Raw genomic sequence first — 24,662 nt, 5'->3', positions numbered from 1 at the left:
GGCGCACGGCAAATGCGCCCCTTCCTATGACAGATTGTCCGCAGACCGTGCTTATTTTGCGCGGGTGCGGCGGCGCTTTGTGCCGAGGCCGATCTTCTTGGCCAGCGAGCGGCGCTGTTCTGCATAATTGGGCGCGACCATCGGATAATCGGCCGGCAGGCCCCACTTGGCGCGGTAATCTTCCGGCGTCATCTGATAATGGGTCATCAGATGCCGCTTCAGCATCTTCAGTTTCTTGCCGTCTTCCAGGCAGATAATATAGTCGGGCTTGATTGAAGAACGGACCGACACTGCGGGTTCCGGCTTTACTTCCGGAACAGCAGCGGGGGTCGCCAGCCCTGAAAGAGCGGCGTGTACATTCTGGATAAGTGTCGCCACGTCGGACACGGCAACGCTGTTATTCGATACATGCGCTGCAACAATATCCGAAGTCAAAGTAATGAGCAGCTCGCTCTGCGCCGATTCGATTTCCATTTCTGTTATCCTGCGAAGGCTAAATTTAATGCGACCCGCCCAGGCGATTTCGTTTCACGAGCGGTACATCAGCGTTATACCCTCATTTGGCGATTAGCAAGGGCGATCCAGACTATCCGAGCATTTCTATACGGAAGCTGAGGGCATCGTGAAGTTGTCCGTCGCTTCCCCGGTAGTAACCGGGACGGCGATGTACATATTCAAAGCCAGTTTTTTCATACAACTTGATCGCTGTATTTGACGAACGCACTTCGAGATTCATCGACCTTATGCCGCGGCGTCGCGCCGTCTTGAGACTGTCGATCAACAGTTCCTTGCCGATCCCGCGTCCGCGCCACGAGGGATGGACCGCCAGCAGCAACAATTCGCACTCGTCCAGCACCGATCGCACCAGCGCAAAGCCGAGCGCGGCGGCATCCACGCGCGCGATCGTCAGCCAGGTTCCCGGCATCATCATGACCCCGGCCAGTTGGGGCAATGTCCACGCCTCGCCATAGGCCGGGTCGAACGCCTGGGTCATGACCTCCATGGCGTCGGCCAGCGCGTTGCGCTCGCCCTCCTCATAGGTGTCCAGGATCATTCCCGGAATCATGGCCGGCTCGGCATGGGCTGCGCGTCGGCGTCCCGGCAGTAAATGGGCGAGGGGGGCAGCGGGGGCAGCCCCGCGATCAACGGATAATCCGCCGAATTGGGATAAAGCGTGACGGCAGCGCCATGCCCTCGCGCGGTCACCAGCGCCTCTGCGCCGGTGCCGTAGAGAACCGGCTCATCCAGCATCGCCGCCAATGTCGGAATGGGCGTGGATGCGGGCTGCGTAATAGGGGTCAGGCCGTCGGGCTCGAAACATTGCCAGAACAGTTCGCCATGCCCTCCGGTAATGGTGGCCGCGATCGGGCCGCCGCTATGCTGCTTCGCCGCCTTCGCGGCGATCAGCGAGAGCGCGCCATAACCCTTTAAGGGTAGCGACCAGGCAAGCGCAAGTGCCCGCGCCGCCGCAATGCCGATCCGCACGCCAGTAAAGCTGCCCGGCCCCAGATCTACCGCGATCGCGTCGGCGCGCCCGCCTTCGGGCAGCGCGGCGATGGCAGGCATCAGGGCTTCGGCATGGCCCCGCCCGACAATCTCATGAAAAAGCCCCGCGGGTACGCCATCGTCGAGCAGCGCCACGGACAGCGCTTGCGTCGCGGTGTCGATGACGAGAATGCGCAAGAAAATCCCCCGTAGAACCGGCCTGGATGAATGGTCCGTTGATGCGGTTAGTCGATCCGGTCCGATTTGCCAAATGCCGCCGCGATCATCTCAGACGGCGCGGACTTCCGTCACTTCGGGGACATAATGTTTCAGCAGCTGTTCGATGCCGTTTTTCAGCGTGGCGGTGGAGGAAGGACATCCAGAGCAAGCACCCTGCATGCGCAGATACACCGTGCCGCGTTCGAAGCCGCGATAGATGATGTCGCCCCCATCATTGGCGACGGCGGGCCGGACGCGCGTATCGATCAATTCGCGAATTTGCGCGACGATTTCCGCATCGGCCGGGTCGTCGGCAAATTCTTCCTCAGCCGGGACGACGATCTCTCCCGCCGAACCCGGCGTGAAGAGTGGCATGTTGGCGGAAAAGTGGTCCAGCAGGATGGACAGGATCTCCGGCTTGACGTCGCTCCACTGCGCGCCGGGCGCGATGGTGACCGAAATAAAATCTCCGCCGAAGAAAACGCCGGTCACGTCTCCCAGCCCGAATAGCGCAGCGGCGAGGGGAGAGGCTTCCGCCTCTTCGGGCGTCGCGAAATCGCGCGTGCCCATGCCCATCACGACGCGGCCCGGGATGAACTTGACGGTTGCCGGATTTGGCGTGGATTCTGTCTCGATCAGCATGGCTGCTATGTGGAGAGAAGCCTGCTTAAGATCAAGCTTTCGTGATAGGATGATCGGAACTTCACCTGTTGCCGACAATTGAGTCCATGTTTGCACGAGCAGGAGAATGAGGATGAGCAACGAGGCCGATATCCGCCACCGTTTCTGGACCGAATTGTCGCAGAGCCCTTTCGTGATGATCGGATTGCAGGGTTCTCATGAACATAGCTTGCCGATGACGGCTCAACTGGACCCGGGCGCCAATCATTGCTTCTGGTTCTATACGACGAAGGACAACCGGCTGGCACCGGGTGGCGCGGCAATGGCGCAGTTTGCCGGCAAAGGCCATTATCTCTTCGCCTGCATCGACGGTACGCTGGTCCCGGAAACCGATCCTGCCGTGATCGACCGCTACTGGACCCATGAAGTCGCTGCCTGGTATCCCGGCGGGCGGCAGGACCCCAACCTCCTGATGCTGCGGTTCGATCTCGGCCATGCCGAAATCTGGCGCGCGGACATGTCGCTTGGCGGCGTGTTCAAGCAGATGTTTGGCGGCGATGTGCGTGACGAAATGCGCGGCAAGCACGTGGAAGTGTCGCTCTGATGTTGCATGGGGCTCCCTAAAAGGCGGAGCCCCTTGCTTTTTTGCATGAATGAACGCATATGGCCCGCAACGCAGCGGGCGGCCTTCATGGCCCATCAGCGATTGGCAGCGTGATCGTTCCGGCCCTTTCATGGGGTAACGGGGCCGGCCAATGAAAGTCTGCGCCAAGCTTTGAGGCTTCCCTTTTCACGCGGGTCGTTTCGTAACCCGCCTTGCACCCGGTTGCGATTTGCAACTCGTTGGCGCCTGAGCCTTTTCAATTCGAGAGTTAATTCATGCATTTCACAGACCTTGGTCTCGCCGAGCCCATTCTAAAGGCGCTCGCCGCCAAGAAATACGCCACCCCCACCCCGATCCAGACGCAGGCGATTCCCGTCCTGCTTCAGGGCAAGGACCTGTGCGGCATCGCGCAGACCGGCACTGGCAAGACAGCCGCCTTCGCGCTGCCCAGCCTTGACCATTTCGCCCGTAATCCCAAGCCGACCCCGCTTCAGGGTTGCCGGATGCTCGTCCTGTCACCAACCCGCGAACTGGCCGCCCAGATTGCTCAGAGCTTCCGTGACTATGGCCGCTTCCTCAAGCTCTCGGTCGAAGTCGTCTTCGGCGGCGTGCCCATCAACCGCCAGATCCGCGCCCTCGGCCGCGGCGTCGATATTGTGGTTGCAACTCCGGGCCGTCTCCTCGACCTGATCGATCAGCGCGCCTTCACCATCAAGGACACGGAAATCTTCGTTCTCGACGAGGCCGACCAGATGATGGACATGGGCTTCATCCATCCGCTGAAGCGCATCGCCAAGCTGCTCCCGAAGGAGCGGCAGAACCTCTTCTTCTCCGCTACCATGCCGGGCGAGATCGAGTCTTTGGCCGCGCAATTCCTGCACAATCCGGTGAAGGTCAGCGTCGCGCCTCAGTCCACCACTGCCGAGCGTGTCCGCCAGCAGGCGACCTTCGTCAACCAGGCCGAAAAGCAGGCGCTGCTGACGCTCACCGTCAAGAATGAGGCGATCGACCGCGCCCTCATCTTCACTCGCACCAAGCATGGCGCGGACCGTGTCGTCCGCTTCCTGGAAGGCGCGGGTATTCAGGCCGCCGCGATCCACGGCAACAAGAGCCAGGCGCAGCGCACCACGGCGCTTCAGGCTTTCCGCCACGGTCATGTAAAGCTGCTGGTGGCGACTGACATCGCCGCGCGCGGCATCGACGTGTCGGGCGTCAGCCATGTCATCAACTTTGAACTGCCCAATGTCCCCGAACAATATGTTCACCGCATCGGCCGCACCGCACGCGCAGGGGCGGAAGGCGTCGCGATCAGCTTCGTGGCTGACGATGAGAAGCCCTATCTGAAGGCGATCGAACGGACCACGCGCATCAAGCTCGACATCGTGCCGCTGCCTGAGAATTTCGTAGAGGCCGTCCGCAATCTTCCCAAGGCGGCGCCGCCCCGCAAGGGCCGCGAGCAGACGCCGGAGCAGAAGGCGAAGCGGGCCGACGGCCAGCGCCGCTATCAGGACGATCAGCGGCAACAGCGCGGGACCGCTGAACGCGCTCACCGGCCCGATGGCGAAGCCAAGCCCGCGAAGAAGAACTTCCGCCGGCGTCGTGGAGGCGTTGGTGCTCACAAGGCCGCCGTGCAGAAGACTGGCGCACGCTAAAGACCGTTCTGTCTTAATAGCTGCGCTCGCGTCGAGCGAAGTCGAGAAGCCGCGAAATGGCGGCGTCTCGACCGCGCTCGACGCGAGCGGGCGTCGGGCGCAGCCATCAGGCGTCGCTAAGTAGCGACCCGGCTCTTTGTCAGTAGCCATTCAGAATTTTGGCTCTAGGCTGTCGCGCATGAGCTTTTCTCCTCGGCGCTCCGCCGTTTCGCTGTCCGTCCTCGCGCTGCTGCTTTCGGGATCGCCCGTCCCGCTGTCCGCGCGGACGGAGCCTGTCACCGCCAAATCACCCGTCGCCACCAGCGACACGCTCGCGCAAGTTCGCCCATGGCTGTACGAAAATAGCGATGTGCCGATCGATCCGGCGTGGCGGTTTGGCATTCTGCCCAATGGCCTGCGCTACGCGGTCCGGCGCAACGGAGTGCCGCCGGGCCAAGTTTCGATACGTCTGCGCATGGACGTCGGCTCGCTGATGGAGCAGCCCGACGAGCTGGGCTACGCACATTTCATGGAGCACCTGACCTTCCGGGGGTCGCGCCATGTGCCCGATGGAGAATCGAAGCGGATCTGGCAGCGGCTGGGCGTGACCTTCGGCAGCGATAGCAACGCCCAGACCACGCCTACCGGCACGACCTATGCGCTCGACTTGCCGCAAGCGACGCAGACGAGCTTGGGAGAAAGCCTAAAGATACTGGCCGGCATGATGGCCGACCCCAATATCGTGGACAACGCCGTCGCTGCCGAGCGTGCGGTCGTGCTGGCCGAGCGGCGCGAGGGCGACGGCCCGCAGATGCGCATTTCCGATGCGAGCCGCCGCCACTTTTTCGCGGGGCAACCGCTGGCCGATCGCAGTCCGATCGGCACTGTCGCCACACTCAACGCTGTCACGGCCGCCCGGATGGAGGCGTTCCATCAGCGCTGGTATCGGCCTGAAAATGCTGTCCTGTCCATCGCTGGGGACATCGATCCGGCCGTCGCCGAGCAGATCATCAAGGACAATTTCGCAAACTGGTCGGTGCCGGGGAAGGGGGCCTCCTTGCCCGACTTTGGCGAGCCCGATCCAAAAACGCCTGCGACCCGCGTCACGGTCGAGCCGGGCTCACCGACCGGTCTCACCATGGCGTGGCTTCGTCCATGGAAGCCGCACGCCGACACGATCGTCTATAATCAGGACAAGCTGACCGACATGCTGGCGCTGCAGATCATCAGCCGCCGACTGGAGCAGGCAGCGCGCAGTGGGGGCAGCTTCATCCAGGCGAGCGTCGATCAGCAGGACGTCAGCCGTTCGGCCGACGGCACCTTTGTCACCATCGTGCCCACTGGGGAAAGTTGGGAAAAGGCGCTGGGTGATGTGCGCGCGATCATAGAAGACGCCAAGGCCAGTGCGCCCAGCCAACTCGAAATCGATCGTGAATATGCCCAGCTGGACACGGCGCTGGCGATCCAGGTGGAAAATGCCGACACCGAAGCGGGCGCCAAACAGGCGAGCGATCTCGTGAGCGCCGTCGATATTCGCGAGACGACCGTCAGCCCGCAAGCCGCACTCGATATTTTCCGCACAGGCAAACCGGCGATGACGCCGCAGAAGATACTCGATTCGACCCGCCGCCTGTTTTCCGCAGGCGTGTTCCGCGCGCTGCTCATCACCGGAAAGACAGTGCCCGGCATGGAAGCCAAGCTGGCCGCCGCCGTCGCCGCGCCGGTGAAGGCCGCCACCAATGCCCGGCTGGCGGACAAGGCCATCACGATGGCGGATCTGCCCAAGATCGGACCGGCAGGCCAAGTCGTTTCGCGCACCCCTGTCGGACTGCCCGGCATGGAAAGCATCGTCTTCGCCAATGGGGTAAAGCTGACCCTCTTCGCCAACGATGCGGAAACGGAAAAGGTTCGCATCAACGTGCGCTTCGGTCATGGCCAGCAGGCATTTTCGCCTACTAAGGCCGCGCCTGGATGGGCGGCCAACTATGCGCTGGTGGCAAGCGGCATTGGTAAGCTGGGTCAGCGTGAGTTGGACGACCTTACCAATGGCCGCCGCATGGGCATGGACTTTTCGATCGACGACGACGCCTTTGAGCTGCAAGCGGTGACGCGCCCGGCCGACTACAAGGATCAGCTCCAGCTGTTCGCTACCAAGCTCGCCGCGCCGGGTTGGGACCCTGCGCCGATCGCCCGCGTGAAGACAGGTGCGGCTGTCGCTTATGATGCAATGGCGCGAGCGCCGGATTCGATGCTGGCCCGCGACCTTAACTGGCTGCTGCATGACAAGGATGTCCGTTTCCGCACGCCTTCGCGGCCCGAGATCGAGGCGCTGACGCCGCAGGCATTCCGCGCCACGTGGGAGCCGCTGCTCTCCTCAGGCCCCATTGAAGTGCAGATCTTCGGACAGGTGAAAGCGGACGACGCAATCGCCGCAGTCGCCGCGACTTTTGGTGCGATGCCGCCGCGTCAGGATATCCCGGTTCCGGCCATCAATAAGCAGATGCGCTTTCCGGCCCCGGTCGCTAATCCCGTCATCCTGCGGCACAAGGGCGACAAGGAGCAGGCGGCGGCTGTCATGGCCTGGCCTACGGCAGGCGGCTTCGCGCTCACCAAGGAAGCCCGTCAGCTGGAAATCCTCACCCAGATCTTCAACGACCGGCTGTTCGACAAGCTGCGATCGACAGAAGGCGCCGCCTATTCGCCCAGCGTGCAGAATAACTGGCCATTCTCCTATGAGAGTGGCGGCTACATCCTGGTCACCAGCCAGGTGCGGCCTGACCGCGTCAAATATTTCTACGGTGTAGTGAAGGACACCGCCGCCGACCTCGCCAAGAATCCGGTCACGGACGACGAATTGCAGCGCGCCGTCGCTCCCATGCGCCAGCTGCTCATGCGCGCGAGCACGGGCAATGCGTTCTGGATGAACCAGATGGAGGGCGCGACGCACGACCCTCGCTATGTTCAGGCGATGCAGACGATGGCCCAGGATATGTTGACCGTGACGCCCGCCCAGCTTCAGGCGCTCGCGGCCAAATATCTCGCGGCGGGCAAAAGCTGGTCCGCCGTTGTCCTGCCTGAGGGGGTGGAGGCTCGCTGAAGCAGCCACTCCTTTGAACGTAAGAGACGGGAAGCCGCCGCCGTGACTTTGCCCTATCGTCGGAGCATGTCAGGAGGAAAGGATCGGTCATGACCTTCGCGTTCGGTATATTCGCTTCGCCCGTTGGCGACCTCACCATGGTCGCGAGCGAACATGGACTGGCTGCGCTGCTGTGGGAGAATGACGATCCCACCCGCGTCCGCTTGTCCCGAGGGAAAGAAGCGCCAACCCATCCTCTGCTCCAGGAAGCCGCCAGACAATTGCGGGAATATTTCTCCGGCCGTCTGACCAGCTTCGATCTTCCCCTCGATTTTCACGGTACGGAATTTCAGCAGAGCGTCTGGGCTGCACTGCTCCGCATCCCCTTCGGCGAGACGCGCAGCTATGGCGAGATCGCGCGGAATATCGGCCGTCCTTCGGCATCACGTGCGGTGGGCGCTGCCAATGGACGCAACCCGCTTTCCATCATTGCGCCCTGTCACCGCGTTGTAGGATCAACCGGCGCACTAACTGGATTTGCCGGGGGCCTCGAGGTCAAGCGTCATCTGCTCGACCATGAACGGGCGGTGCTGCGGCAGGGGAGGGAGTGGCGCACCCAAGAGGATTCGAACCTCTGGCCTTTGCCTTCGGAGGGCAACGCTCTATCCAGCTGAGCTATGGGTGCGTGTCGCTTGGTGCGAAGCGCCGCTTAGCAAAGCGCAACTGCCGACGCCAGCACCAAAATCGCGACGCTCCAATCTATTTGGTCTTCACCATCGGCTGGAACTTGCCAAGCCCGCAGCTTGCACCGCGCATCAGGTCGGGCGAACTGTAGAGGACCGTGATGATGTCCACCGAGCAAAGCTGGGACAGGCTGGTCTTGTACATAAAGCGCCGTTCGAACCCCAGGCTGGGGCAGCTGTTGGGCAAGATGTTGCGATAAACCTTGTTGCCATTCAGGATGAAGTCGATCGTGCGATCGTCGCGAACATCGGTTTGACGGATGTTGTTGATCTGAACGCAATCAACCGGCTTTCCCGCAGCAACCAGATTGTCGGGCCGCGTCTTCGCTGCGGCTGGCGCGACCAGCGACATAAGCGCCACGGCCACGCCCAGGCGAACGGCCGGGGAAGCAGGGACGAACATGCTTGTCTCTCCTCATTATCGTCACGAGTAACACGTCACCAAATGGCGCGTTCCGTCCCTGCGTTTAGCACAGCTTGGCTGAACCGCTCGATAATGGCGTAGGCGTCAGGCAGCGGCGCGGACTTCCTTCGGAGCGGGCGTTTTTGGCTTGTAGCGGCAAAGGTCGGCAACAATGCAGCGCCAGCATTCCGGCCGCCGTGCCTTGCACACATAGCGGCCGTGGAGGATCAGCCAATGATGCGCGTCGCGGCGGAATGGCCCTGGGACGCGCTTCTCCAACTTCTGTTCCACCGCCAGGGGTGTCTTGCCGGGGGCAAGACCAGTGCGGTTGCCGACGCGGAAGATATGGGTATCCACGGCGAAAGTTTCATGACCGAACGCGGTGTTCATGACGACGTTGGCGGTCTTCCGGCCGACGCCGGGCAGGGTGGTCAATATGTCGCGATCTTGCGGAACTTCGCCGGCAAAGTCGCGCACCAATATCTCCGACAGGGCGATGACATTCTTCGCCTTGGCATTGAAGAGGCCGATGGTCTTGATATGCGCCTTCAAGCCCTCCTCACCAAGTTCCACCATCTGCGCGGGGGTTTCCACGTCCCGGAACAGCGCACGCGTCGCCTTGTTGACGCCGACGTCCGTCGCCTGGGCGGAAAGCACGACAGCGACCAGCAGCTGATAATCATTGCCATATTCCAGCTCCGTGCGCGGAGCTGGATTGGCCTCGGCCAAGCGGCTGAAGAAGTCGAAAATCTGATCCCTTGTCATGGTCGGATCAAAGGCCGAGCACGGCCTTCATGTCGTAGCGTCCCGGGGCCTGACCCAAAAGCCAGCTTGCGCCCTTCACCGCCCCGCGTGCGAAGATGATGCGGCTTTCGGCACGATGGCCTAGTTCGATCCGTTCTCCATCGGCCGCAAAGATGACCTGATGGTCGCCTGCCACCGATCCGCCGCGTAGCGCTGCAAAGCCGATTGCGCCCTGTGCCCGCGCGCCCGTGATGCCATCCCGCCCGCGCTCGCTGTGGTCGGACAAGTTGATGGCCCGCCCGCGCGCCGCCGCCTCGCCAAGCAGCAGTGCGGTGCCGGAGGGAGCATCGACCTTGTGCCGATGGTGCATCTCGACGATCTCTATGTCCCAATCGTCGCCCAGCCGGGAGGCCGCTTGCTCGACCAGCGCCGCCAGCAGGTTGACGCCGAGCGACGTATTGCCCGTCTGCAGCACCGGGATCAGCCGGGCGGCCTCGTCGATCAAGCCGTGATGAACAGGCTCAAGTCCCGTCGTGCCGATCAGGATGGGCTTCTTCGCTGCGATGCAGGCGTCCAGATGGTTCGAAAGTGCGCCCGGCACGGAAAAGTCGATCAGCACGTCGCTTTGCTCAGCCAGCGCCAGTGGGTCGGAAGTGATAGCAAGGCCGGGGAGAATCTCGCCGCTGCTCGCCCGATCCGTTCCGCCGCTGATTTTCAGCCCTGCTTCGGTCGCGACCTGGGCGATCGCGCGCCCCATCCGGCCCGCTGCTCCGAAAAGTCCAATCTTCGTCATCTCGCTGATCCCCAATTCTCGGCTTGCCCGATGCCAGAACGTCCCGCCCTTGTCATCTGGAACAAGCATGGGGAGGAGCCGTGCTTGCAGAGGACGGACGCTGCGGGATAGGGTCGGATCATGGACGACATCGCCAATATCGTGATCCTGACGGGTGCAGGCATTTCCGCCGAAAGCGGCCTCGCCACCTTCCGCGGGCCTGATGGCCTGTGGGAAGGGCATCATGTGGAAGATGTCTGCACGCCAGAGGCGCTCGCACGCAACCCTGCTCTAGTGCATCGATTCTATGATGAGCGGCGGGCCAAGCTGCATGAGGTCGAGCCCAACCCCGCGCATCAGGCGCTTGCCGCGCTCGATGCGCAGTGGCCGGGCGAGTTGCTGATCGTCACGCAGAATGTCGATGACCTGCATGAAAGAGCCGGAGCGAGGCGCCTGATCCACATGCACGGGGAATTGCGGTCGGCGCTGTGCGCAGCTTGCGGCAGGGCAGCGCCTTGGCCCGATCCGTTGCCCCCCAGCACGAAATGCACCGGTTGCGGCCAACCGAGCCTGCGTCCCGACATCGTCTTCTTCGGCGAGATGCCGTATGAGATGGAAGCGATAGATCATGCGCTCCGGCGCGCCGATCTGTTCGTGTCGATTGGCACCTCCGGCGCCGTCTATCCTGCTGCGGGCTTTGTCCAGACCGCACGCCACGCGGGCGCCCGGACGTTGGAACTCAATCTGGAGCCGTCCGCTGGAAGCTTCTATTTCGAGGAAAGCCGGATCGGACCGGCGAGCCAACTTGTGCCCGCCCTCGTCCGAGATTTGCTGAGCTAGTTGCCGCTATTCGCCCGAGCCGGGAGGTCACGGTAGAGCAGCATGACCGATCCGTCCTCGCCGTCCACAATCCTGACCGGCAGGCGGGATTGGAGAGCCGACAGGAATTTGCCGCTGTCGGCGATATGGAACTGGCCGCCGATGCGTAGTGATGACACCCGCGGATCGCCGATCAGGATGGGCGCGGCGCGGTAGCGGTTGAATTCGCCCGCCGCCTGTTCGATCGTCTCGCCTTCCAGATGGACCAGTTTGCGGCGCCAGGCGGTGCGTTGGCGTATCACTCTTGGGTCCAGGTGAGTCAGGACCAGGCTGCGCGGTTGCAGCACTGCGCCGTTACCAGCGGAAACACGACGGGGTGAGTGATTGCCGCAGCGGACTGTGACAGCACCCTGAGTCACGGTCAGCTCAATAAGCGCAGGGCGCAGGCGCAGGTTAAAGCTGGTGCCGATCGTGCGGACCAAGGCTGACCGCGCTTCAACCTCGAAAGCGCGCTGCGGGTCATGTGTCACATCGAACGACGCCTCGCCTTTCAGCAGGCGGACCTTGCGGCCATTTTTCGTGAAGCGCACCTCTGCGGCGCTGTCACTGTTGAGATGAAGGCGCGATCCGTCCGCCAAGGCGATTGTGCGGATCTCACCGATTCGCGTTTCATACCGATCGACGTCGTTGAACGTCTGCACCGTGACGATGGCCGCGAGAATGAACAGGACAAGCGCCACCGCAGCGGCGATCATGATGTTGCGCGACAGGCGGCGCTGCTGTTCTTCGCTGACGATTTCCGCCATCGGCGGCAACGTGACCTCGGCGGCCGCGCTTTTCAGCCGCTCGGCGGCTTCCCATGCAGCTTCGGCACGGGCGAAGGCGACGGCATGGCGCGGGTCAGCTTCGACCCAGGCGCAAAGCGCTGCTTCGTCTTCTGGCGAGGGGTCGCTGTTAAGCCTGGCCAGCAGGCGCGCGGCTTCCGCCTCGATCTCGTCCCTGCTGCTTGATCCTGGCCCCGACGCTTGCACGTTCGAAATCCGTTTCCTCACGTTCTGCCCAAGCCCGCATAACTATAGCGATGGCTTTGGCCAGATGTTTTTCAACTGTAGAAACGGACAGGGACATCTCCGCCGCTATTTCCAGCATCGATCTTTCGTGAATGCGGCGAAGAATGAAAACCCTGCGGCACTGGGTGGGCAGCGATTCGACGATGGCCTCGACCTGACGCAGCGCTTCGCGGGCATGCAACTGCGCCTCGACATTATTGTCGCCCTGCAGCAGTTCCAGATCGGCGATGGTCTCAAAGCTCACCACCTTGTTTCGCCGCGCCGTGTCGATGACGAGGTTACGGGCGATGGTGAACAGATAGGCCCGGCCAGTTGTCACATTTTCCCAGTTTTCCGTGGCATAGGCCCTGGCCATGACCTCGGCGACCATGTCGTCCAGTTCATGGGTGGAGGGAAGTATCCTGCGAAGGCGCCCGCGCAGTGCGGCTTCCTGTGGCAAGATGACAGTCTTGAACCAATCCAGTTTGGCGCGAACTCGATGCACGTTGACCCCCTTGATGTCAGCCGCGCCTCTCCCGCTTTCTTTTATTTGTCATAGTTCAATCATGCTTGCAGGGGGCTGTCCAGCGCGCGCCACGCGATCTCGATCAACCAGCGAAAAAAACTTTTCGCTGTTGCAGAAAAACTGTGGGGCATAGCGTCAGTCTGGCGGCAGTTCGGGGATCGAACGGTCCGGCTGATCATAATCAGGCTGGTTCGGAACGAATCCGGGAGGTTCTCCGCCTGGCGTTTCGTCGGGCGTGCTAGGGGGAGGGGATTCCGGCGGCGATTGCGGTTGGATCGTGTCCGGAGGCGGAACGCCGATAGGTTCTGGATCGGGCTGCGTGGCCATGCGTCTCTCCTTTATGACAGGGCTACGCGCGGCCCTTGCATGGGTTCCCGCAACACTTATCCACAATTGCTTGCCTCCCCGGATGCTTTTCTCTATGCCGCGCCGACCGGCGGCCGATGCGGGCGTGGCGAAACTGGTAGACGCGCCAGATTTAGGTTCTGGTATCGCAAGATGTGGGGGTTCGAGTCCCTTCGCCCGCACCAGTGCGCCAGGCCCAAATCATGTCAGGCGCCACCTGAATTCAGCTGAAGAAAGCGTTTGAGAGAAGAGATGCAGACTGTCGAGACGTTGAACGAGGGCCTGAAGCGCGCCTACACCGTGACCATCACGTCGAAGGACATCGACGCCCGCGTCGAAAAGGAAGTGGCATCGATCGCGCCGCAGGTGCGCATGCCCGGCTTCCGCCCTGGCAAGGTTCCCGCCAACCTCGTCAAGAAGATGCACGGTGAGTCGCTGCAGCGCGATGCGCTCAACAACTCGATCCAGGAAAGCATCCAGAAGCTGATCGCCGATAACAAGCTGCGTCCGGCGATGCAGCCTTCCGTCGAGCTCGACGAAGGTTTCGAATTTGGCAAGGACGCCGAAGTGAAGGTCGCATTGGAAGTGCTGCCCGAAATCGCGGCTCCCAGCATTGAAGGTCTGAAGCTGGAACGCCTGACCGTAGAGGTCGCCGAATCGCAGGTTGATGAAGCTGCGGGCCGTATCGCGACCCAACAGGGCGCTCTGGAAGAGCATCCCGCCAGCCACAAGGCCAAGGACGGCGATACCCTGACCATCGATTTCGTCGGCAAGATCGACGGCGAAGCCTTTGAAGGTGGTTCGGCCGAAGATGTGAAGCTGAAGATCGGTTCGGGCCAGTTCATCCCCGGCTTTGAAGAGCAGCTGACCGGCGTCAGGAAGGGCGAAGAGAAGACGATCACCGTCACCTTCCCCGAGGATTATGGCGCCGCGCACCTCGCTGGCAAGGCTGCGACCTTCGACGTCACCGTCAAGTCGATCCTGAACGCCGACAAGCCCAAGCTGGACGATGATTTCGCCAAGTCGCTGGGCCTGGAAGGTCTCGACAAGCTCAAGGAGCTGCTGAAGGGCCAGATTGAGCAGGAACATAACGGCCTGACCCGCACCTATATGAAGCGCAAGCTGCTCGACCAGCTCGCCGCTGCCCATGATTTCGACGTGCCGCCGAGCATGGTGGACGCTGAATTCAACCAGATTTGGGCGCAGCTTCAGCACGAAGCGGGCCATGAGGAAGATCCGGCCGCTGCCCTCGCCGAGATGGAAGCCGAGAAGGAAGACTATCGCGCCATTGCCGTGCGTCGCGTCCGCCTCGGCCTGCTGCTTTCGGAAATCGGTCAGGCTAACGGCGTCGTCATTTCCGATCAGGAAATGAGCCGCCTCATCATGCAGGCCGCTCAGCAGTACAGCCCGCAGGATCGTGAGCGTTTCGTTCAATATGTCCGCCAGGACCCGATGGCCGCTGCCCAACTGCGCGCTCCGCTTTATGAGGACAAGGTCGTCGATTTCCTGTTCGACAAGGCCGAAGTCACCGACCGCGCCGTCAGCCGGGAAGAGCTGGAAGCCGCGATCGAGGCGGAAGATGGCGACCTGAAGCCGCACGTCCATGGTCCGGGTTGCGGCCATGATCATCACGATCATGGTGACAAGCCCAAGGCGAAGAAGGCTGCTCCAAAGAAGAAGGCGGCTGAGGCTGAAGAGGCGCCTGCTGCTGAAGCTGCCGACGAAGCGCCCGCCAAAAAGGCTCCGGCAAAGAAGGCCGCCGCCAAGAAGGAAGAGGCCGTGGCTGTTGAACCTGCCGCCGAGGAAAAGCCCAAGGCGAAGAAGGCTCCTGCCAAGAAGGCTGCTGCCAAGGCTGAATAAGGTCGTCACGGCCTGAACGGACGAGCGCCCGGCTTCGATGGAAGCGCGGGCGCTTTTCCTTTGGTGAGTGACAGACGAAATATTAATCTCGGCCGTCCATGCGAAAGGACGTTCGGCGGAAGGTGTGGGGCTGATGAAGGAATTTCCGGCAGTGGCAAGCGGGCAGGGGGTTGAAGGCCCGCGCATCGCCATCATCCTTCCCTGCTATAATGAAGCGGGAGCGATCGTGCGGACGGTGGAGGAGTTCCGCGGCGCGCTGCCAACAGCCGACATCTATGTCTTCGACAACAACAGCACGGACGGTAGCCGCGAACTCGCCGCAAACGCGGGCGCGATCGTCCGTCGCGTGGCTCAGCAGGGGAAGGGCCATGTCGTCCGCCGCATGTTCGCCGACGTGGATGCCGACATCTATGTCATGGCGGACGGAGACGCGACCTATGAGGCTGCGGCGGCGCCCCGGCTCGTCGCCGCTATGCTGGACGACAATCTGGATATGGTCGTCGGCGCGCGCAGGAGCGAGGTCGAGGAAGCCTATCGCCGTGGACACCGCTTCGGCAATTGGGCGCTCACCACCCTGCTCAAACAGCTTTTCGGCCGCAGCTTCACCGATATTTTGTCCGGCTATCGCGTCTTTTCGCGCCGCTTCGTCAAAAGCTTCCCGGTCCTCTCCGCCGGGTTCGAGATCGAAACCGAGATCAGCGTTCATGCCCTTGAACTCGCCATGCCGGTGGCCGAGGTCATGACTGCCTATGGCGCGCGGCCGGAAGGATCGGTCAGCAAGCTTTCCACCTATCGCGATGGGTGGCGTATCTTGCGGACCATCTTCACGCTCTTCCGGATCGAAAAGCCCATCCTCTTCTTTGGCATCATCGCCGTGCTGCTCGCCGCGACCGGGCTGGCCTTGGCTGTCCCTCTCATCGTCACCTATCTCGATACTGGCCTCGTTCCCCGCTTTCCCACCGCCATCCTGGTCACCGGCCTCATGATCCTGGCAACGCTGTCGGGCATGTGCGGCCTGATCCTCGACACGGTCGTGCGTGGGCGCCGGGAAGTGCGGCGGCTCGCCTATCTGACCTTCCGCGCACCGTCCGATTTTGGACCGCGTGGTTGAAGCTGCGTCTGGTCTTCACAGGACCCCTTGAACCGGTTCGCTTTTGTGCCGATGTAGAGACCGGGCAAAAATCACCCTGAAAGAGCAAAATGACCGATATCATGTCTGATCCTATGGCCGCGCTGGTTCCTATCGTTATCGAACAGTCGAACCGCGGCGAGCGCAGTTTCGATATTTTCTCCCGCCTGCTGCGCGAACGGATCATTTTCGTGACCGGCCAGGTTGAAGATCATATGGCGTCACTGATCGTCGCCCAGCTGCTGTTCCTCGAGTCGGAAAATCCGAAGAAGGACATCTGGATGTACATCAATTCGCCCGGCGGCGTGGTGACGGCCGGCATGGCGATCCACGACACGATGAAATATATTCGTCCGCAGGTCGGCACGGTATGTATCGGCCAGGCCGCCTCCATGGGCAGCTTCCTTCTGGCCGCCGGTGAACCGGGCAAGCGCATCGCGCTCAGCAACGCGCGCATCATGGTGCATCAGCCGTCCGGCGGCGCGCAGGGCATGGCGTCCGACATCGAGATCCAGGCCAAGGAAATCCTTAGGATTCGCCGTCGCCTGAACGACCTCTATGTCAAATATACCGGCAGGTCTCTGGAAGAGGTCGAGAAGGCAATGGATCGCGACACTTTCCTGGAAGCGGACGAAGCAAAGACGTTCGGCCTGGTGGATGAGGTGTTTGATCGTCGTCCGGCCGCCCCCGAGACGGCAGAAAGTTAACATGGATCTTAATCGCGCGCGCCGTTTTCTCCCCTTGTGAAACCGGCGTGACGCGGTCTAGGATGATCCTAGGACCAGAACATCCCTCGCCAGCGGCGGTTATCGCGAAGGGCAGGGAGGAAAGATTGGCGAATGACTAAGCTTACAGGCTCCGATTCAAAAAGCACGCTTTACTGCTCCTTCTGCGGCAAGTCGCAGCATGAGGTGCGGAAGCTGATTGCGGGGCCGACCGTGTTCATCTGCGACGAGTGCGTGGAGCTGTGCAACGACATCATCCGCGAAGAGACCAAGGGCGGTCTCGTCGGTAAGAAGGATGGCGGCGTACCGACCCCGCAGGAAATTTGCGATGTGCTGGACGATTATGTGATCGGCCAAAACCGGGCGAAGCGTGTCCTGTCGGTCGCTGTTCACAACCATTACAAGCGCCTCAACCATGGCACCAAGCCGGGTGAGGTGGAACTGGCCAAGTCCAACATCCTGCTCGTCGGGCCGACCGGCTGCGGCAAGACTCTGTTGGCGCAGACGCTGGCCAAGACGTTCGACGTGCCCTTCACCATGGCCGACGCCACGACGCTGACCGAGGCGGGCTATGTCGGTGAGGATGTCGAGAATATCATCCTCAAGCTGCTTCAGGCTTCCGACTATAATGTCGAAAAGGCGCAGCGCGGGATCGTCTATATCGACGAAATCGACAAGATCAGCCGCAAAGCGGAAAACCCGTCGATCACGCGTGACGTGTCGGGCGAAGGTGTGCAGCAGGCGCTGCTCAAGCTGATGGAAGGCACAACCGCCAGCGTGCCACCGCAGGGTGGGCGCAAGCATCCGCAGCAGGAATTCCTGCAGGTCGATACCACGAACATCCTGTTCATCTGCGGCGGCGCGTTCGCGGGTCTGGAACGGATCATCGGCGACCGTCTGGAAGCCAAGTCGATCGGCTTTGGCGCGCATGTCGCTGCGCCCGAAGAGCGCAAGACCGGCGAACTTCTGCGTCAGAGCGAACCGGAAGATCTGCTGAAGTTCGGCCTTATTCCGGAATTTGTCGGCCGTCTGCCTGTCATCGCGACGCTGGAAGACCTGGATGTGACCGCCCTGGTCAAGATCCTGGTCGAACCGAAGAACGCGCTGGTCAAGCAATATGGCAAGCTGTTCGACATGGAGAATGTCGAACTCAGCTTTACCGACGACGCGCTGACCGCGATTGCGAAGAAGGCCATTGAACGTAAGACGGGCGCGCGCGGCCTGCGCTCGATCCTGGAATCGATCCTGCTCGACACCATGTTCGATCTGCCTTCCATGGAAGGCGTTGGCGAGGTGGTCGTCGATAAGGATGTCGTCGCCGGCACCAAGGAGCCGATCCGCGTCTTCAGCGAAAAGGACAAGCGCGCCGAAGACGCCGCTTGATCGCAACTTCGCTATATCTGCAAAAAAGCCCCGCCTGATGAAATCCGGCGGGGCTTTTTATATTCCGTGCTCCCGGTCGCCGCGGACCCGCGCGGCCTAGCGCGCAGTTAGCCACCTCACCGCACGCACTCGTCCAACCCATCCCGCTGTACAATGCCGATCCGGCTCGTGATGCTGTTTCCATAGCGTCGGGTGAACCCCTTTGGCGCGATCGCAGCCCGCTTCTTGGGCAATGGCAGCACCGCAGCGATCCTTGCGGCTTCCGCGCGGCTCAGTCGCCCCGCGCCATGATGGAAATAGCGCATCGCGCCCGCCTGCACACCATAGGTGCCGATGCCCGTCTCGGCGACGTTCAGATATACTTCCATAATCCGCCGCTTGCCCCAAATCGCCTCGATCAACATCGTGAACCAGGCTTCAAACCCTTTGCGGACGAAGCCTCCACCTTGGAACAGGAAGACATTTTTCGCCGTCTGCTGGCTGATGGTCGATCCGCCGCGGATGCGTCCACCGCTCGCATTGTGGCGCATGGCCTGGGCGATCGCGACCGCGTCAAAGCCGTGATGGCTGCAAAAGCGGCTGTCCTCGCCCGCGATCGCTGCCCGCGCCATGTCCGGATCAATCTCGTCCAGGCTTACCCAGTCCTTGGTGATACCATGCGGGTCGAACAACATCGTCAGCGTCACAGGCGGCGGCACAAAGCGATAAACCAGCACCAACAGAAGAGACAGCGCGATGAAGCCGCCGATGATCTTGAAAATGATGCGAATCCAGCCGGAACGGCGGCGGGGCGTAGCGGAGGAGGGGCTCATGCGCCCGTCGTAACGCGATCGCGCGTGGGTTCAAGCTACAGGATGCAGCTAAAGCTCACCCGTGATTGACGTACGCGTCAGGCGCAATCCATGCTATACTCCGGGAAAAGGGTCGCTGCCGCCTCGCCAAGCCTGCATCACGCAGAGGAGAGTCTATGCGCTCCGATATTTCACCCGACCATATCCTGCAAATTGGCATGGGTTTCTGGGCATCGAGGACGTTGCTCAGCGCGGTCGAACTTGGCCTTTTCACGGAACTCGCCAACGGGCCGAAGACCGGCCCTCAGCTGGAGCAGGCATTAGGCCTCCATCCGCGGGCCACCTATGATTTCCTCGATGCGCTGGTCTCTCTTGGACTGCTGGAACGGCAGGGCGACGGCCCCGATGGGCTCTATGCCAATACGGCGGCGACCGGGGCTTTCCTGGATCGGGGAAGCCCTGACTATATTGGCGGCATCCTCGAGATGGCTGCGGCCCGGCTGTTCCGTTTCTGGGCGGACCTCACCACCGCGCTGAAGACCGGCAGGCCGCAGAACGAGATCAAGCTGTCCGGCCGGTCCATGTTCGCTTCCCTTTATGCCGATCCCGCGCGGCTCGAGCAGTTCATGGATGCCATGAGCGGGGTGTCGATGGCGAACTTCGAGACCTTCGCCCAAAAATTCGACTTCAGCCCTTATCATATGCTGGTCGATATCGGAGGGGCGACGGCGCAGCTTTCCTGCTTCGTGGCCGGGCATCATCCTCATATGCGTTGCGCCTCTTACGACCTGCCCGTGGTTCAGCCGATTGCCGAGCGGCGCATCAGCGAGGCGGGGTTGGGCGACCGGGTAAAGGCTGGCTCCATAGACTTTTTCGACGATGAGTTTCCCGCATCAGACATCATCACCATGGGCATGATCCTGCACGACTGGAATCTCGACGCGAAGAAGATGCTCATCGCCAAGGCTTATCGCGCTCTGCCGGACGGCGGCGCCTTCGTGGCGATCGAGAATATCATAGACGACGAGCGGCGGCGGAACGTCTTCGGCCTTTTGATGTCACTCAACATGCTGATCGAATTTGGCGAGGCGTTCGACTTCACTGGAGCCGATTTCCGCCAATGGTGTCTTGAGGCGGGCTTTTCCCGGTGCGAGATCATGCCGCTCGTCGGTCCGGCCAGTGCCGCCATTGCCTATAAATAGCACCAAGAAAAAAGCCCCGGATCGCTCCGGGGCCTCTCTCATTCCATTGTGCGCCTGTCAGGCCAAGGCCAGCCGCATCTTGCCGATCCGGTCGCCAGCAATCCGCATCATCGCCTTCTGCAGCTTTTCAAAGGCGCGGACCTCGATCTGGCGCACGCGCTCGCGCGACACGCCATAGACTTGGCTCAGTTCCTCCAGCGTCTTGGGCTCTTCGGCGAGACGTCGCTCGGCCAGGATATGCTTCTCCCGGTCGTTAAGGTCATCCATCGCTTCGACCAGCATATCGTGACGCAGCGTCTTTTCCTGCTCGTCCGCGACGCGCTCATCCTGCAGCGGATCGGTGTCGGCCAGCCAATCCTGCCACTGGCCCTCGCCATCCTCGCGCATGGGCACGTTGAGCGACGTGTCGCCGCCCATCGCCATGCGGCGATTCATGGAGATCACGTCCTCCTCGGAAACGCCCAGATCGGTCGCGATCTTCTTGACATCATCGGGATGCAGGTCGCCATCCTCGAACGCTTCGATGTTATTCTTCATCCGGCGAAGGTTGAAGAACAGCTTCTTCTGCGCCGCGGTGGTGCCCATCTTGACGAGCGACCAGCTGCGGAGAATGAATTCCTGGATGGACGCGCGGATCCACCACATGGCGTAGGTCGCCAGGCGGAAGCCGCGATCGGGCTCGAACTTCTTCACGCCCTGCATCAGGCCAATATTGCCCTCGCTGATCAGCTCGCTGACCGGCAGGCCATAGCCGCGATAACCCATGGCGATCTTGGCGACGAGCCGCAGGTGCGACGTCACCAGCTGCGCCGCCGCCTCAGGGTCCTGATGTTCGGCATAACGCTTGGCGAGCATATATTCCTGCTCGGGCGTCAGAATCGGAAACTTGCGGATTTCCGACAGATAGCGGTTGAGGCTGGCTTCACCGCCCAGCGTCGGAACCGCGGGGACATTGCTTTTATCAGCCATGTCGCTTCACCCTTCCTTTCATGCGCGGCGGGACCCTGAGTAGGCGTCCGATGCACCGTCGCAAACTTGTCAAAACCTATACGAGAAGCTCGCTTAACAGTTCCTGCATGTCGATAGGCAGTGCACTGTCAAAGCTGAGATTTTGCCCCGTCACCGGATGTATGAACCCCAGCCGTTTCGCGTGCAATGCCTGCCTTTTGAAACCTATCGTTTCCAGTATTGATTTGAAACCTTTTCTGTCTCTACCGTAAACCGGGTCGCCGATCAAGGGGTGGCCCAGATGCGCCATATGCACGCGAACCTGATGCGTCCGCCCGGTTTCCAGCCTGCATTCGACCAGCGCTGCGCCGCGAAGCCGGTCCAGGACGCGATAATGGGTGATGGCGTGCTTGCCCCGTCCTTCTCGATGTACCGCCATCTTCTTGCGGTCGGAGTCCGATCGGCCGATCCAGGTATCAATCGTGCCAGCGCCGGGCTGCGGTATACCATAGACGATCGCGGCATAAAGGCGATCGATGCTATGCGCTTTGAATTGCTGAGCGAGGCCCTCATGAGCCTTGTCCGATTTAGCAACGACCAGAAGCCCGGAAGTATCCTTGTCGATGCGATGGACGATGCCGGGACGCGCCACGCCGCCGATGCCCGACAGCTGTCCCCGGCAATGATGCAGCAGGGCGTTGACCAGCGTTCCATCCAGATTGCCTGCGGCAGGATGCACGACCAGCCCGGCAGGCTTATCGATGACAATCAGGTCCGCATCTTCATGTACGATGTTGAGTGGAATATCCTGTGCCACTGCTTCGGCTTCCACAGGAGGGGGCAGGGTAATGGCGAAGGCTTGTCCGGCCATGACCTTCATCGAAGGATTAAGCGCGCGACCCTGCGCGGTCACCTGACCCTCGACGATCAGGCTCTTCAACCGCTCGCGCGAAAGCTCAGGCAGCAGGTCGGCCAGCGCCTTGTCGAGCCGAAGCCCATGCTGCGCTTCGCCAATCGTCGTTTCGATGATGGAATCCCCCGAACCCATTGGTTAAGCATGTAGGAATGAAGGTCGGAATATCAAGATCGCTGCTGGAACAAATCATGTCCCTCGCCGCCGCTGATCCTCGGGAAGTCTGCGGACTCTTGCTCGGTGAGCCAGGCCGGATCACGGAAATGCGTCCCGCTACCAATGTCGCCGCCGAACCGGCGCGGCAGTTCGAGATAGACCCTGCAACGCTCTTCGCCGCGCATAAGGCTGCGCGTGGCGGCGGACCTGCAATCCTTGGCCATTATCATTCCCACCCTAGCGGCCATCCAGAGCCTTCGGGAACGGACGTGGCCAGCGCCGTGCCCGATGGCAGACTGTGGCTGATCCTGGGCGGAGGCGAGGCGCGGCTCTGGACTGCGGGCGCTGCCGAAGGCGGCGGCGTGAGCTTTACAGGCGCGATGCTCGATATCATGTGAGGCAAAGGCGGCAGGCCGGGGTTGCATCCTCCAGCCTGGCAGCGCATTAGCCTGTCATCCTTCCAGTCCATTTCCGGCGGCAGCATCCTTCATGACCAATCCGACCGACAGCATCGAATTTGCCAGTCTGCTCTGTTCGCGCCTCTGCCACGACCTGTTGAGCCCGGTGGGCGCGCTCAACAACGGCCTTGAGTTGATGGCGGACGAAACCGACCCGGAAATGCGTCAGCGTTGCCTCGACCTGTTGGGGGACAGCGCCAAGACGTCCGCCAACAAGCTTAAATTCTTCCGCCTGGCCTTCGGTTCGGCAGGCGGCTTTGGCGACGCCGTGCCCACGCATGAAGCCCGCGTCGCGATTGAGGGCATGTTTGCGCAGTCGGGCCGGGTCAAGATCGGCTGGCTTGTCGAGGATGACATGCTCGACAAGCTGCCCGTCAAGGTGCTGCTGAACCTCGCCTTGATCGCCGGCGATGCGCTGGTGCGTGGCGGTCAGTTGGACATAGGCGCGGAAAAGCGCCCCGGCGTTACGGAGATCGTCGTGCGAGCCGAAGGTCCCAAGCTGGTGCTGGACCCCGACCTGCGCGCTGCCCTGGCAGGGACGCTGCCTGCCGAAAGCCTGGCGTCCAGAACGGCCGCCGCATGGATGGTTCGCAGCCTGGTGACCAGCGGCGGCGGCGAAATCGCCCTCTCGCCCGCGGGTGAGGCGGTGTTGCTGTTTGGCGCCTCTATCCCCGATCGGGGCTAAGGCGCATCTTTCATTTCTGCTGCGATGATGGCTATCAGCTCGGCCGCAGGAAGGCTGCGGGCGAGTGGAGCGCCTTGCCCGGCCCATTGTGCGCCGTAGCCGCCTTCGCCGTTCGTCTTGGCCACGGCGTTCAATGCTTTTCCGGCATCATAGGCAATCGAATAGGCTGGCGGCAGGCGGCTGCCTTCTTCACCCCAGCGAGTGAAGTGATTTTCCAGGCAGCGTGCGGACCGGCCTGATATCACGCTGGTCATACGCGTATGTTGGGCTGAAGGGCCGCTTAGCGCTGCCCTGTAGAATGTGTCGGCGCTGCTTTCCGGGCAAGCGATGAACGCCGTGCCAAGTTGTGCCGCCGCTGCGCCCAAGCTGAGCGCCGCACGCACAGCTTGCCCATCCATGATGCCGCCCGCTGCGATGACTGGCAGTCCGCACTTTGCGACCAGTAGCCGGGTGAGCGCGAAGGTGCCAAGTTGGTCATCCGGCGCATCTGGATCGAAGACGCCGCGATGGCCGCCCGCCTCATAACCTTGTGCCACGACGGCATCTATGCCCGCCTGCTCAGCTGCGATCGCTTCGGACAAGTTGGTAACCGTAGCGAGCAACATGCAGCCAGCCTGCTTGAGAGCGGCGACGCGAGCCGCATCGGGCAGTCCAAAATGGAAGCTCACGACGGCGGGCGTCAGTTCCAGCAGCATGGCGAGCATGTCATCATCCTCGACAAAGCTGCGGTAGATTTCCCGTAATTCGGTTGGAGCTTGCGATCCCTGTTCTAAAAAGAGCGGCGCCAGCTCTGCCAGCCACGCATTTTCCCGCGCCACATCGCGGGTTGCGGGGGCATGAACGAATAGATTGACGTTGAAAGGCCGGGCAGTGTGATTCTGCACGTCCGCGATCATTGCGCGTGCAGCAGTTGCATCGCTCGCTCCCACCGCGATCGATCCAAGCGCACCAGCCTCGCAAACGGCAACAGCCATCTCTGGCGTCGAAACTCCCGCCATCGGCGCCTGAATGATGGGGTGGGCGAGTCCCAATGTCTCAGTCAGCAGCATGACTTGTTTGTCGGTCTTTCACCGCTAACGCGCAATAGCTGGCGCTTCAGCCCTTCTCATGAACTTGGTGCGGCGAGGGCCTTTTGCAAAGTTCTGGGGCCGTTGCCGTATTCAACACCCGCAGCCACCCAATTGCTACGCCTACTGACCAGGCCGTTGCAAATTCGTCGATCGCCTTTGGGCAATTCAATGGAGGTGGACAGATAGCCCGCCGACGAAATGACTGCCGAAGCTAAGGTAGGGATGTTGCCATCTCCAGCACCGACCAGCAAGCACAAGCAGCTGCGACAGGTGAACAGCCCCTACGACGCGTCTTCCGGCATAAA

25 protein-coding genes, 2 tRNA genes and 1 pseudogene are annotated in these 24,662 nt (G+C 61.6%); 13 read left to right on the top strand and 15 right to left on the bottom strand.

All coding sequences use genetic code 11. The features are described from left to right. Window positions 1-51: 51 nt before the first annotated feature. The 4 genes from ACFO3E_RS18585 to ACFO3E_RS18570 form a co-directional block, all read right to left on the bottom strand. The gene (locus tag ACFO3E_RS18585; protein WP_066528242.1) at window positions 52-474 is read right to left on the bottom strand and encodes a Ros/MucR family transcriptional regulator; all 423 of its coding nucleotides are present in this window, start codon (window positions 472-474) and stop codon (window positions 52-54) included. Between the two features lie 112 nt (window positions 475-586). Next, entirely contained in the window at window positions 587-1,066 is a 480-nt protein-coding gene (gene rimI, locus ACFO3E_RS18580) for a ribosomal protein S18-alanine N-acetyltransferase (protein WP_066528243.1), read from the bottom strand. Beyond that, the gene (gene tsaB / locus ACFO3E_RS18575; RefSeq protein WP_066528244.1) at window positions 1,063-1,683 is read right to left on the bottom strand and encodes a tRNA (adenosine(37)-N6)-threonylcarbamoyltransferase complex dimerization subunit type 1 TsaB; all 621 of its coding nucleotides are present in this window, start codon (window positions 1,681-1,683) and stop codon (window positions 1,063-1,065) included. The genes rimI and tsaB overlap by 4 nt, the downstream gene beginning before the upstream one ends. Window positions 1,684-1,773: 90 nt before the next feature. Beyond that, window positions 1,774-2,346 (bottom strand): NifU family protein, encoded by a 573-nt coding sequence (locus ACFO3E_RS18570; RefSeq protein WP_066528251.1) that lies wholly within the window; start codon window positions 2,344-2,346, stop codon window positions 1,774-1,776. A gap of 112 nt (window positions 2,347-2,458) precedes the next feature. Between ACFO3E_RS18570 and ACFO3E_RS18565 the strand changes: the two genes are divergently transcribed. The 4 genes and pseudogenes from ACFO3E_RS18565 to ACFO3E_RS18550 form a co-directional block, all read left to right on the top strand. Beyond that, the gene (locus ACFO3E_RS18565; protein WP_066528253.1) at window positions 2,459-2,929 is read left to right on the top strand and encodes a pyridoxamine 5'-phosphate oxidase family protein; all 471 of its coding nucleotides are present in this window, start codon (window positions 2,459-2,461) and stop codon (window positions 2,927-2,929) included. Between the two features lie 275 nt (window positions 2,930-3,204). Next, complete coding sequence (locus tag ACFO3E_RS18560) at window positions 3,205-4,581, top strand: DEAD/DEAH box helicase (protein WP_066528255.1); 1,377 nt, start codon at window positions 3,205-3,207, stop codon at window positions 4,579-4,581. Between the two features lie 178 nt (window positions 4,582-4,759). After that, complete coding sequence (locus ACFO3E_RS18555) at window positions 4,760-7,657, top strand: M16 family metallopeptidase (RefSeq protein WP_066528257.1); 2,898 nt, start codon at window positions 4,760-4,762, stop codon at window positions 7,655-7,657. A gap of 89 nt (window positions 7,658-7,746) precedes the next feature. Then, a pseudogene (locus tag ACFO3E_RS18550) lies at window positions 7,747-8,220 on the top strand (methylated-DNA--[protein]-cysteine S-methyltransferase); the annotation flags it as partial. Between the two features lie 24 nt (window positions 8,221-8,244). Here ACFO3E_RS18550 and ACFO3E_RS18545 read toward each other — a convergent pair. The 4 genes from ACFO3E_RS18545 to dapB form a co-directional block, all read right to left on the bottom strand. Then, window positions 8,245-8,321 (bottom strand) — tRNA-Arg (locus ACFO3E_RS18545). 74 nt (window positions 8,322-8,395) lie between these two features. Next, entirely contained in the window at window positions 8,396-8,782 is a 387-nt protein-coding gene (locus ACFO3E_RS18540; RefSeq protein ID WP_066523529.1) for a hypothetical protein, read from the bottom strand. A 105-nt stretch (window positions 8,783-8,887) separates the two neighbouring features. Beyond that, on the bottom strand, window positions 8,888-9,547 hold the full coding sequence (gene nth / locus ACFO3E_RS18535; RefSeq protein WP_066523530.1) for an endonuclease III: 660 nt from the start codon (window positions 9,545-9,547) through the stop codon (window positions 8,888-8,890). A 7-nt stretch (window positions 9,548-9,554) separates the two neighbouring features. Next, window positions 9,555-10,319, bottom strand: coding sequence for a 4-hydroxy-tetrahydrodipicolinate reductase (gene dapB, locus ACFO3E_RS18530; protein WP_066528375.1), 765 nt, complete (start codon window positions 10,317-10,319; stop codon window positions 9,555-9,557). A gap of 120 nt (window positions 10,320-10,439) precedes the next feature. Between dapB and ACFO3E_RS18525 the strand changes: the two genes are divergently transcribed. Then, a complete protein-coding gene (locus ACFO3E_RS18525; RefSeq protein ID WP_066523531.1) occupies window positions 10,440-11,138 on the top strand; it encodes an NAD-dependent deacylase in 699 nt (232 codons plus the stop codon). On the opposite strand, the gene ACFO3E_RS18520 is transcribed toward ACFO3E_RS18525, so the two are convergent. The 3 genes from ACFO3E_RS18520 to ACFO3E_RS18510 form a co-directional block, all read right to left on the bottom strand. Continuing rightward, complete coding sequence (locus ACFO3E_RS18520; protein ID WP_066523538.1) at window positions 11,135-12,148, bottom strand: FecR family protein; 1,014 nt, start codon at window positions 12,146-12,148, stop codon at window positions 11,135-11,137. The genes ACFO3E_RS18525 and ACFO3E_RS18520 overlap by 4 nt on opposite strands. Beyond that, a complete protein-coding gene (locus ACFO3E_RS18515) occupies window positions 12,072-12,671 on the bottom strand; it encodes an RNA polymerase sigma factor (protein WP_066523540.1) in 600 nt (199 codons plus the stop codon). The genes ACFO3E_RS18520 and ACFO3E_RS18515 overlap by 77 nt, the downstream gene beginning before the upstream one ends. Before the next feature lie 156 nt (window positions 12,672-12,827). Next, a complete protein-coding gene (locus ACFO3E_RS18510) occupies window positions 12,828-13,019 on the bottom strand; it encodes a hypothetical protein (RefSeq protein WP_082919509.1) in 192 nt (63 codons plus the stop codon). A 118-nt stretch (window positions 13,020-13,137) separates the two neighbouring features. On the opposite strand from ACFO3E_RS18510, the gene ACFO3E_RS18505 reads away from it, so the two are divergent. The 5 genes from ACFO3E_RS18505 (at window position 13,138) to clpX (ending at window position 18,134) form a co-directional block, all read left to right on the top strand. Further along, window positions 13,138-13,222, top strand: a tRNA-Leu gene (locus ACFO3E_RS18505). A gap of 67 nt (window positions 13,223-13,289) precedes the next feature. After that, the gene (gene tig, locus ACFO3E_RS18500; protein WP_066523542.1) at window positions 13,290-14,897 is read left to right on the top strand and encodes a trigger factor; all 1,608 of its coding nucleotides are present in this window, start codon (window positions 13,290-13,292) and stop codon (window positions 14,895-14,897) included. A gap of 133 nt (window positions 14,898-15,030) precedes the next feature. Continuing rightward, the gene (locus tag ACFO3E_RS18495) at window positions 15,031-16,008 is read left to right on the top strand and encodes a glycosyltransferase family 2 protein (RefSeq protein ID WP_066523544.1); all 978 of its coding nucleotides are present in this window, start codon (window positions 15,031-15,033) and stop codon (window positions 16,006-16,008) included. 89 nt (window positions 16,009-16,097) lie between these two features. Next, the gene (gene clpP, locus ACFO3E_RS18490; protein WP_066523546.1) at window positions 16,098-16,733 is read left to right on the top strand and encodes an ATP-dependent Clp endopeptidase proteolytic subunit ClpP; all 636 of its coding nucleotides are present in this window, start codon (window positions 16,098-16,100) and stop codon (window positions 16,731-16,733) included. Window positions 16,734-16,865: 132 nt separating this feature from the next. After that, on the top strand, window positions 16,866-18,134 hold the full coding sequence (gene clpX / locus ACFO3E_RS18485) for an ATP-dependent Clp protease ATP-binding subunit ClpX (RefSeq protein WP_066523548.1): 1,269 nt from the start codon (window positions 16,866-16,868) through the stop codon (window positions 18,132-18,134). 116 nt (window positions 18,135-18,250) lie between these two features. Here clpX and mtgA read toward each other — a convergent pair whose 3' ends face one another. Next, window positions 18,251-18,946: a monofunctional biosynthetic peptidoglycan transglycosylase gene (mtgA, locus tag ACFO3E_RS18480; protein ID WP_066523550.1), complete on the bottom strand. Its 696-nt coding sequence runs from the start codon at window positions 18,944-18,946 to the stop codon at window positions 18,251-18,253. Window positions 18,947-19,101: 155 nt separating this feature from the next. Here mtgA and ACFO3E_RS18475 point away from each other — a divergent pair, with 155 nt between their 5' ends. Next, window positions 19,102-20,127 carry a methyltransferase gene (locus ACFO3E_RS18475; RefSeq protein ID WP_066523552.1) on the top strand — a complete coding sequence of 342 codons (1,026 nt, stop codon included), beginning with the start codon at window positions 19,102-19,104 and terminating at the stop codon, window positions 20,125-20,127. Between the two features lie 57 nt (window positions 20,128-20,184). On the opposite strand, the gene rpoH is transcribed toward ACFO3E_RS18475, so the two are convergent. Together rpoH and ACFO3E_RS18465 are read right to left on the bottom strand one after the other, a co-directional pair. After that, window positions 20,185-21,096, bottom strand: a complete 912-nt coding sequence (gene rpoH, locus ACFO3E_RS18470) for an RNA polymerase sigma factor RpoH (protein WP_066523553.1) — start codon at window positions 21,094-21,096, stop codon at window positions 20,185-20,187. 76 nt (window positions 21,097-21,172) lie between these two features. Continuing rightward, entirely contained in the window at window positions 21,173-22,123 is a 951-nt protein-coding gene (locus ACFO3E_RS18465; RefSeq protein WP_066523554.1) for an RluA family pseudouridine synthase, read from the bottom strand. Window positions 22,124-22,140: 17 nt separating this feature from the next. Here ACFO3E_RS18465 and ACFO3E_RS18460 point away from each other — a divergent pair, with 17 nt between their 5' ends. After that, window positions 22,141-22,542 carry a M67 family metallopeptidase gene (locus tag ACFO3E_RS18460; protein ID WP_066523555.1) on the top strand — a complete coding sequence of 134 codons (402 nt, stop codon included), beginning with the start codon at window positions 22,141-22,143 and terminating at the stop codon, window positions 22,540-22,542. 91 nt (window positions 22,543-22,633) lie between these two features. Beyond that, window positions 22,634-23,287 (top strand): histidine phosphotransferase family protein, encoded by a 654-nt coding sequence (locus tag ACFO3E_RS18455; protein WP_066523556.1) that lies wholly within the window; start codon window positions 22,634-22,636, stop codon window positions 23,285-23,287. Here the strand turns inward: ACFO3E_RS18455 and ACFO3E_RS18450 are convergent. Beyond that, on the bottom strand, window positions 23,284-24,336 hold the full coding sequence (locus tag ACFO3E_RS18450) for an NAD(P)H-dependent flavin oxidoreductase (RefSeq protein ID WP_066523557.1): 1,053 nt from the start codon (window positions 24,334-24,336) through the stop codon (window positions 23,284-23,286). The genes ACFO3E_RS18455 and ACFO3E_RS18450 overlap by 4 nt on opposite strands. Window positions 24,337-24,662 lie beyond the last annotated feature (326 nt).

It is taken from the genome of Sphingobium tyrosinilyticum (assembly GCF_042654265.1).
Taxonomy (GTDB): domain Bacteria; phylum Pseudomonadota; class Alphaproteobacteria; order Sphingomonadales; family Sphingomonadaceae; genus Sphingobium; species Sphingobium tyrosinilyticum.
This window is presented reverse-complemented; position numbering and strand designations above follow the sequence as displayed.

Excerpts from the sequence above, each read along its gene's own strand:
- ACFO3E_RS18585 (WP_066528242.1), bottom strand. The coding sequence starts at position 474 with ATGGAAATCGAATCGGCGCAGAGCGAGCTGCTCATTACTTTGACTTCG.
- rimI (WP_066528243.1), bottom strand. The coding sequence starts at position 1,066 with ATGATTCCGGGAATGATCCTGGACACCTATGAGGAGGGCGAGCGCAAC.
- ACFO3E_RS18570 (WP_066528251.1), bottom strand. The coding sequence starts at position 2,346 with ATGCTGATCGAGACAGAATCCACGCCAAATCCGGCAACCGTCAAGTTC.
- ACFO3E_RS18565 (WP_066528253.1), top strand. The coding sequence starts at position 2,459 with ATGAGCAACGAGGCCGATATCCGCCACCGTTTCTGGACCGAATTGTCG.
- ACFO3E_RS18560 (WP_066528255.1), top strand. The coding sequence starts at position 3,205 with ATGCATTTCACAGACCTTGGTCTCGCCGAGCCCATTCTAAAGGCGCTC.
- ACFO3E_RS18555 (WP_066528257.1), top strand. The coding sequence starts at position 4,760 with ATGAGCTTTTCTCCTCGGCGCTCCGCCGTTTCGCTGTCCGTCCTCGCG.
- ACFO3E_RS18540 (WP_066523529.1), bottom strand. The coding sequence starts at position 8,782 with ATGTTCGTCCCTGCTTCCCCGGCCGTTCGCCTGGGCGTGGCCGTGGCG.
- nth (WP_066523530.1), bottom strand. The coding sequence starts at position 9,547 with ATGACAAGGGATCAGATTTTCGACTTCTTCAGCCGCTTGGCCGAGGCC.
- dapB (WP_066528375.1), bottom strand. The coding sequence starts at position 10,319 with ATGACGAAGATTGGACTTTTCGGAGCAGCGGGCCGGATGGGGCGCGCG.
- ACFO3E_RS18525 (WP_066523531.1), top strand. The coding sequence starts at position 10,440 with ATGGACGACATCGCCAATATCGTGATCCTGACGGGTGCAGGCATTTCC.
- ACFO3E_RS18510 (WP_082919509.1), bottom strand. The coding sequence starts at position 13,019 with ATGGCCACGCAGCCCGATCCAGAACCTATCGGCGTTCCGCCTCCGGAC.
- tig (WP_066523542.1), top strand. The coding sequence starts at position 13,290 with ATGCAGACTGTCGAGACGTTGAACGAGGGCCTGAAGCGCGCCTACACC.
- ACFO3E_RS18495 (WP_066523544.1), top strand. The coding sequence starts at position 15,031 with ATGAAGGAATTTCCGGCAGTGGCAAGCGGGCAGGGGGTTGAAGGCCCG.
- clpP (WP_066523546.1), top strand. The coding sequence starts at position 16,098 with ATGACCGATATCATGTCTGATCCTATGGCCGCGCTGGTTCCTATCGTT.
- clpX (WP_066523548.1), top strand. The coding sequence starts at position 16,866 with ATGACTAAGCTTACAGGCTCCGATTCAAAAAGCACGCTTTACTGCTCC.
- mtgA (WP_066523550.1), bottom strand. The coding sequence starts at position 18,946 with ATGAGCCCCTCCTCCGCTACGCCCCGCCGCCGTTCCGGCTGGATTCGC.
- ACFO3E_RS18475 (WP_066523552.1), top strand. The coding sequence starts at position 19,102 with ATGCGCTCCGATATTTCACCCGACCATATCCTGCAAATTGGCATGGGT.
- rpoH (WP_066523553.1), bottom strand. The coding sequence starts at position 21,096 with ATGGCTGATAAAAGCAATGTCCCCGCGGTTCCGACGCTGGGCGGTGAA.
- ACFO3E_RS18465 (WP_066523554.1), bottom strand. The coding sequence starts at position 22,123 with ATGGGTTCGGGGGATTCCATCATCGAAACGACGATTGGCGAAGCGCAG.
- ACFO3E_RS18460 (WP_066523555.1), top strand. The coding sequence starts at position 22,141 with ATGAAGGTCGGAATATCAAGATCGCTGCTGGAACAAATCATGTCCCTC.
- ACFO3E_RS18455 (WP_066523556.1), top strand. The coding sequence starts at position 22,634 with ATGACCAATCCGACCGACAGCATCGAATTTGCCAGTCTGCTCTGTTCG.
- ACFO3E_RS18450 (WP_066523557.1), bottom strand. The coding sequence starts at position 24,336 with ATGCTGCTGACTGAGACATTGGGACTCGCCCACCCCATCATTCAGGCG.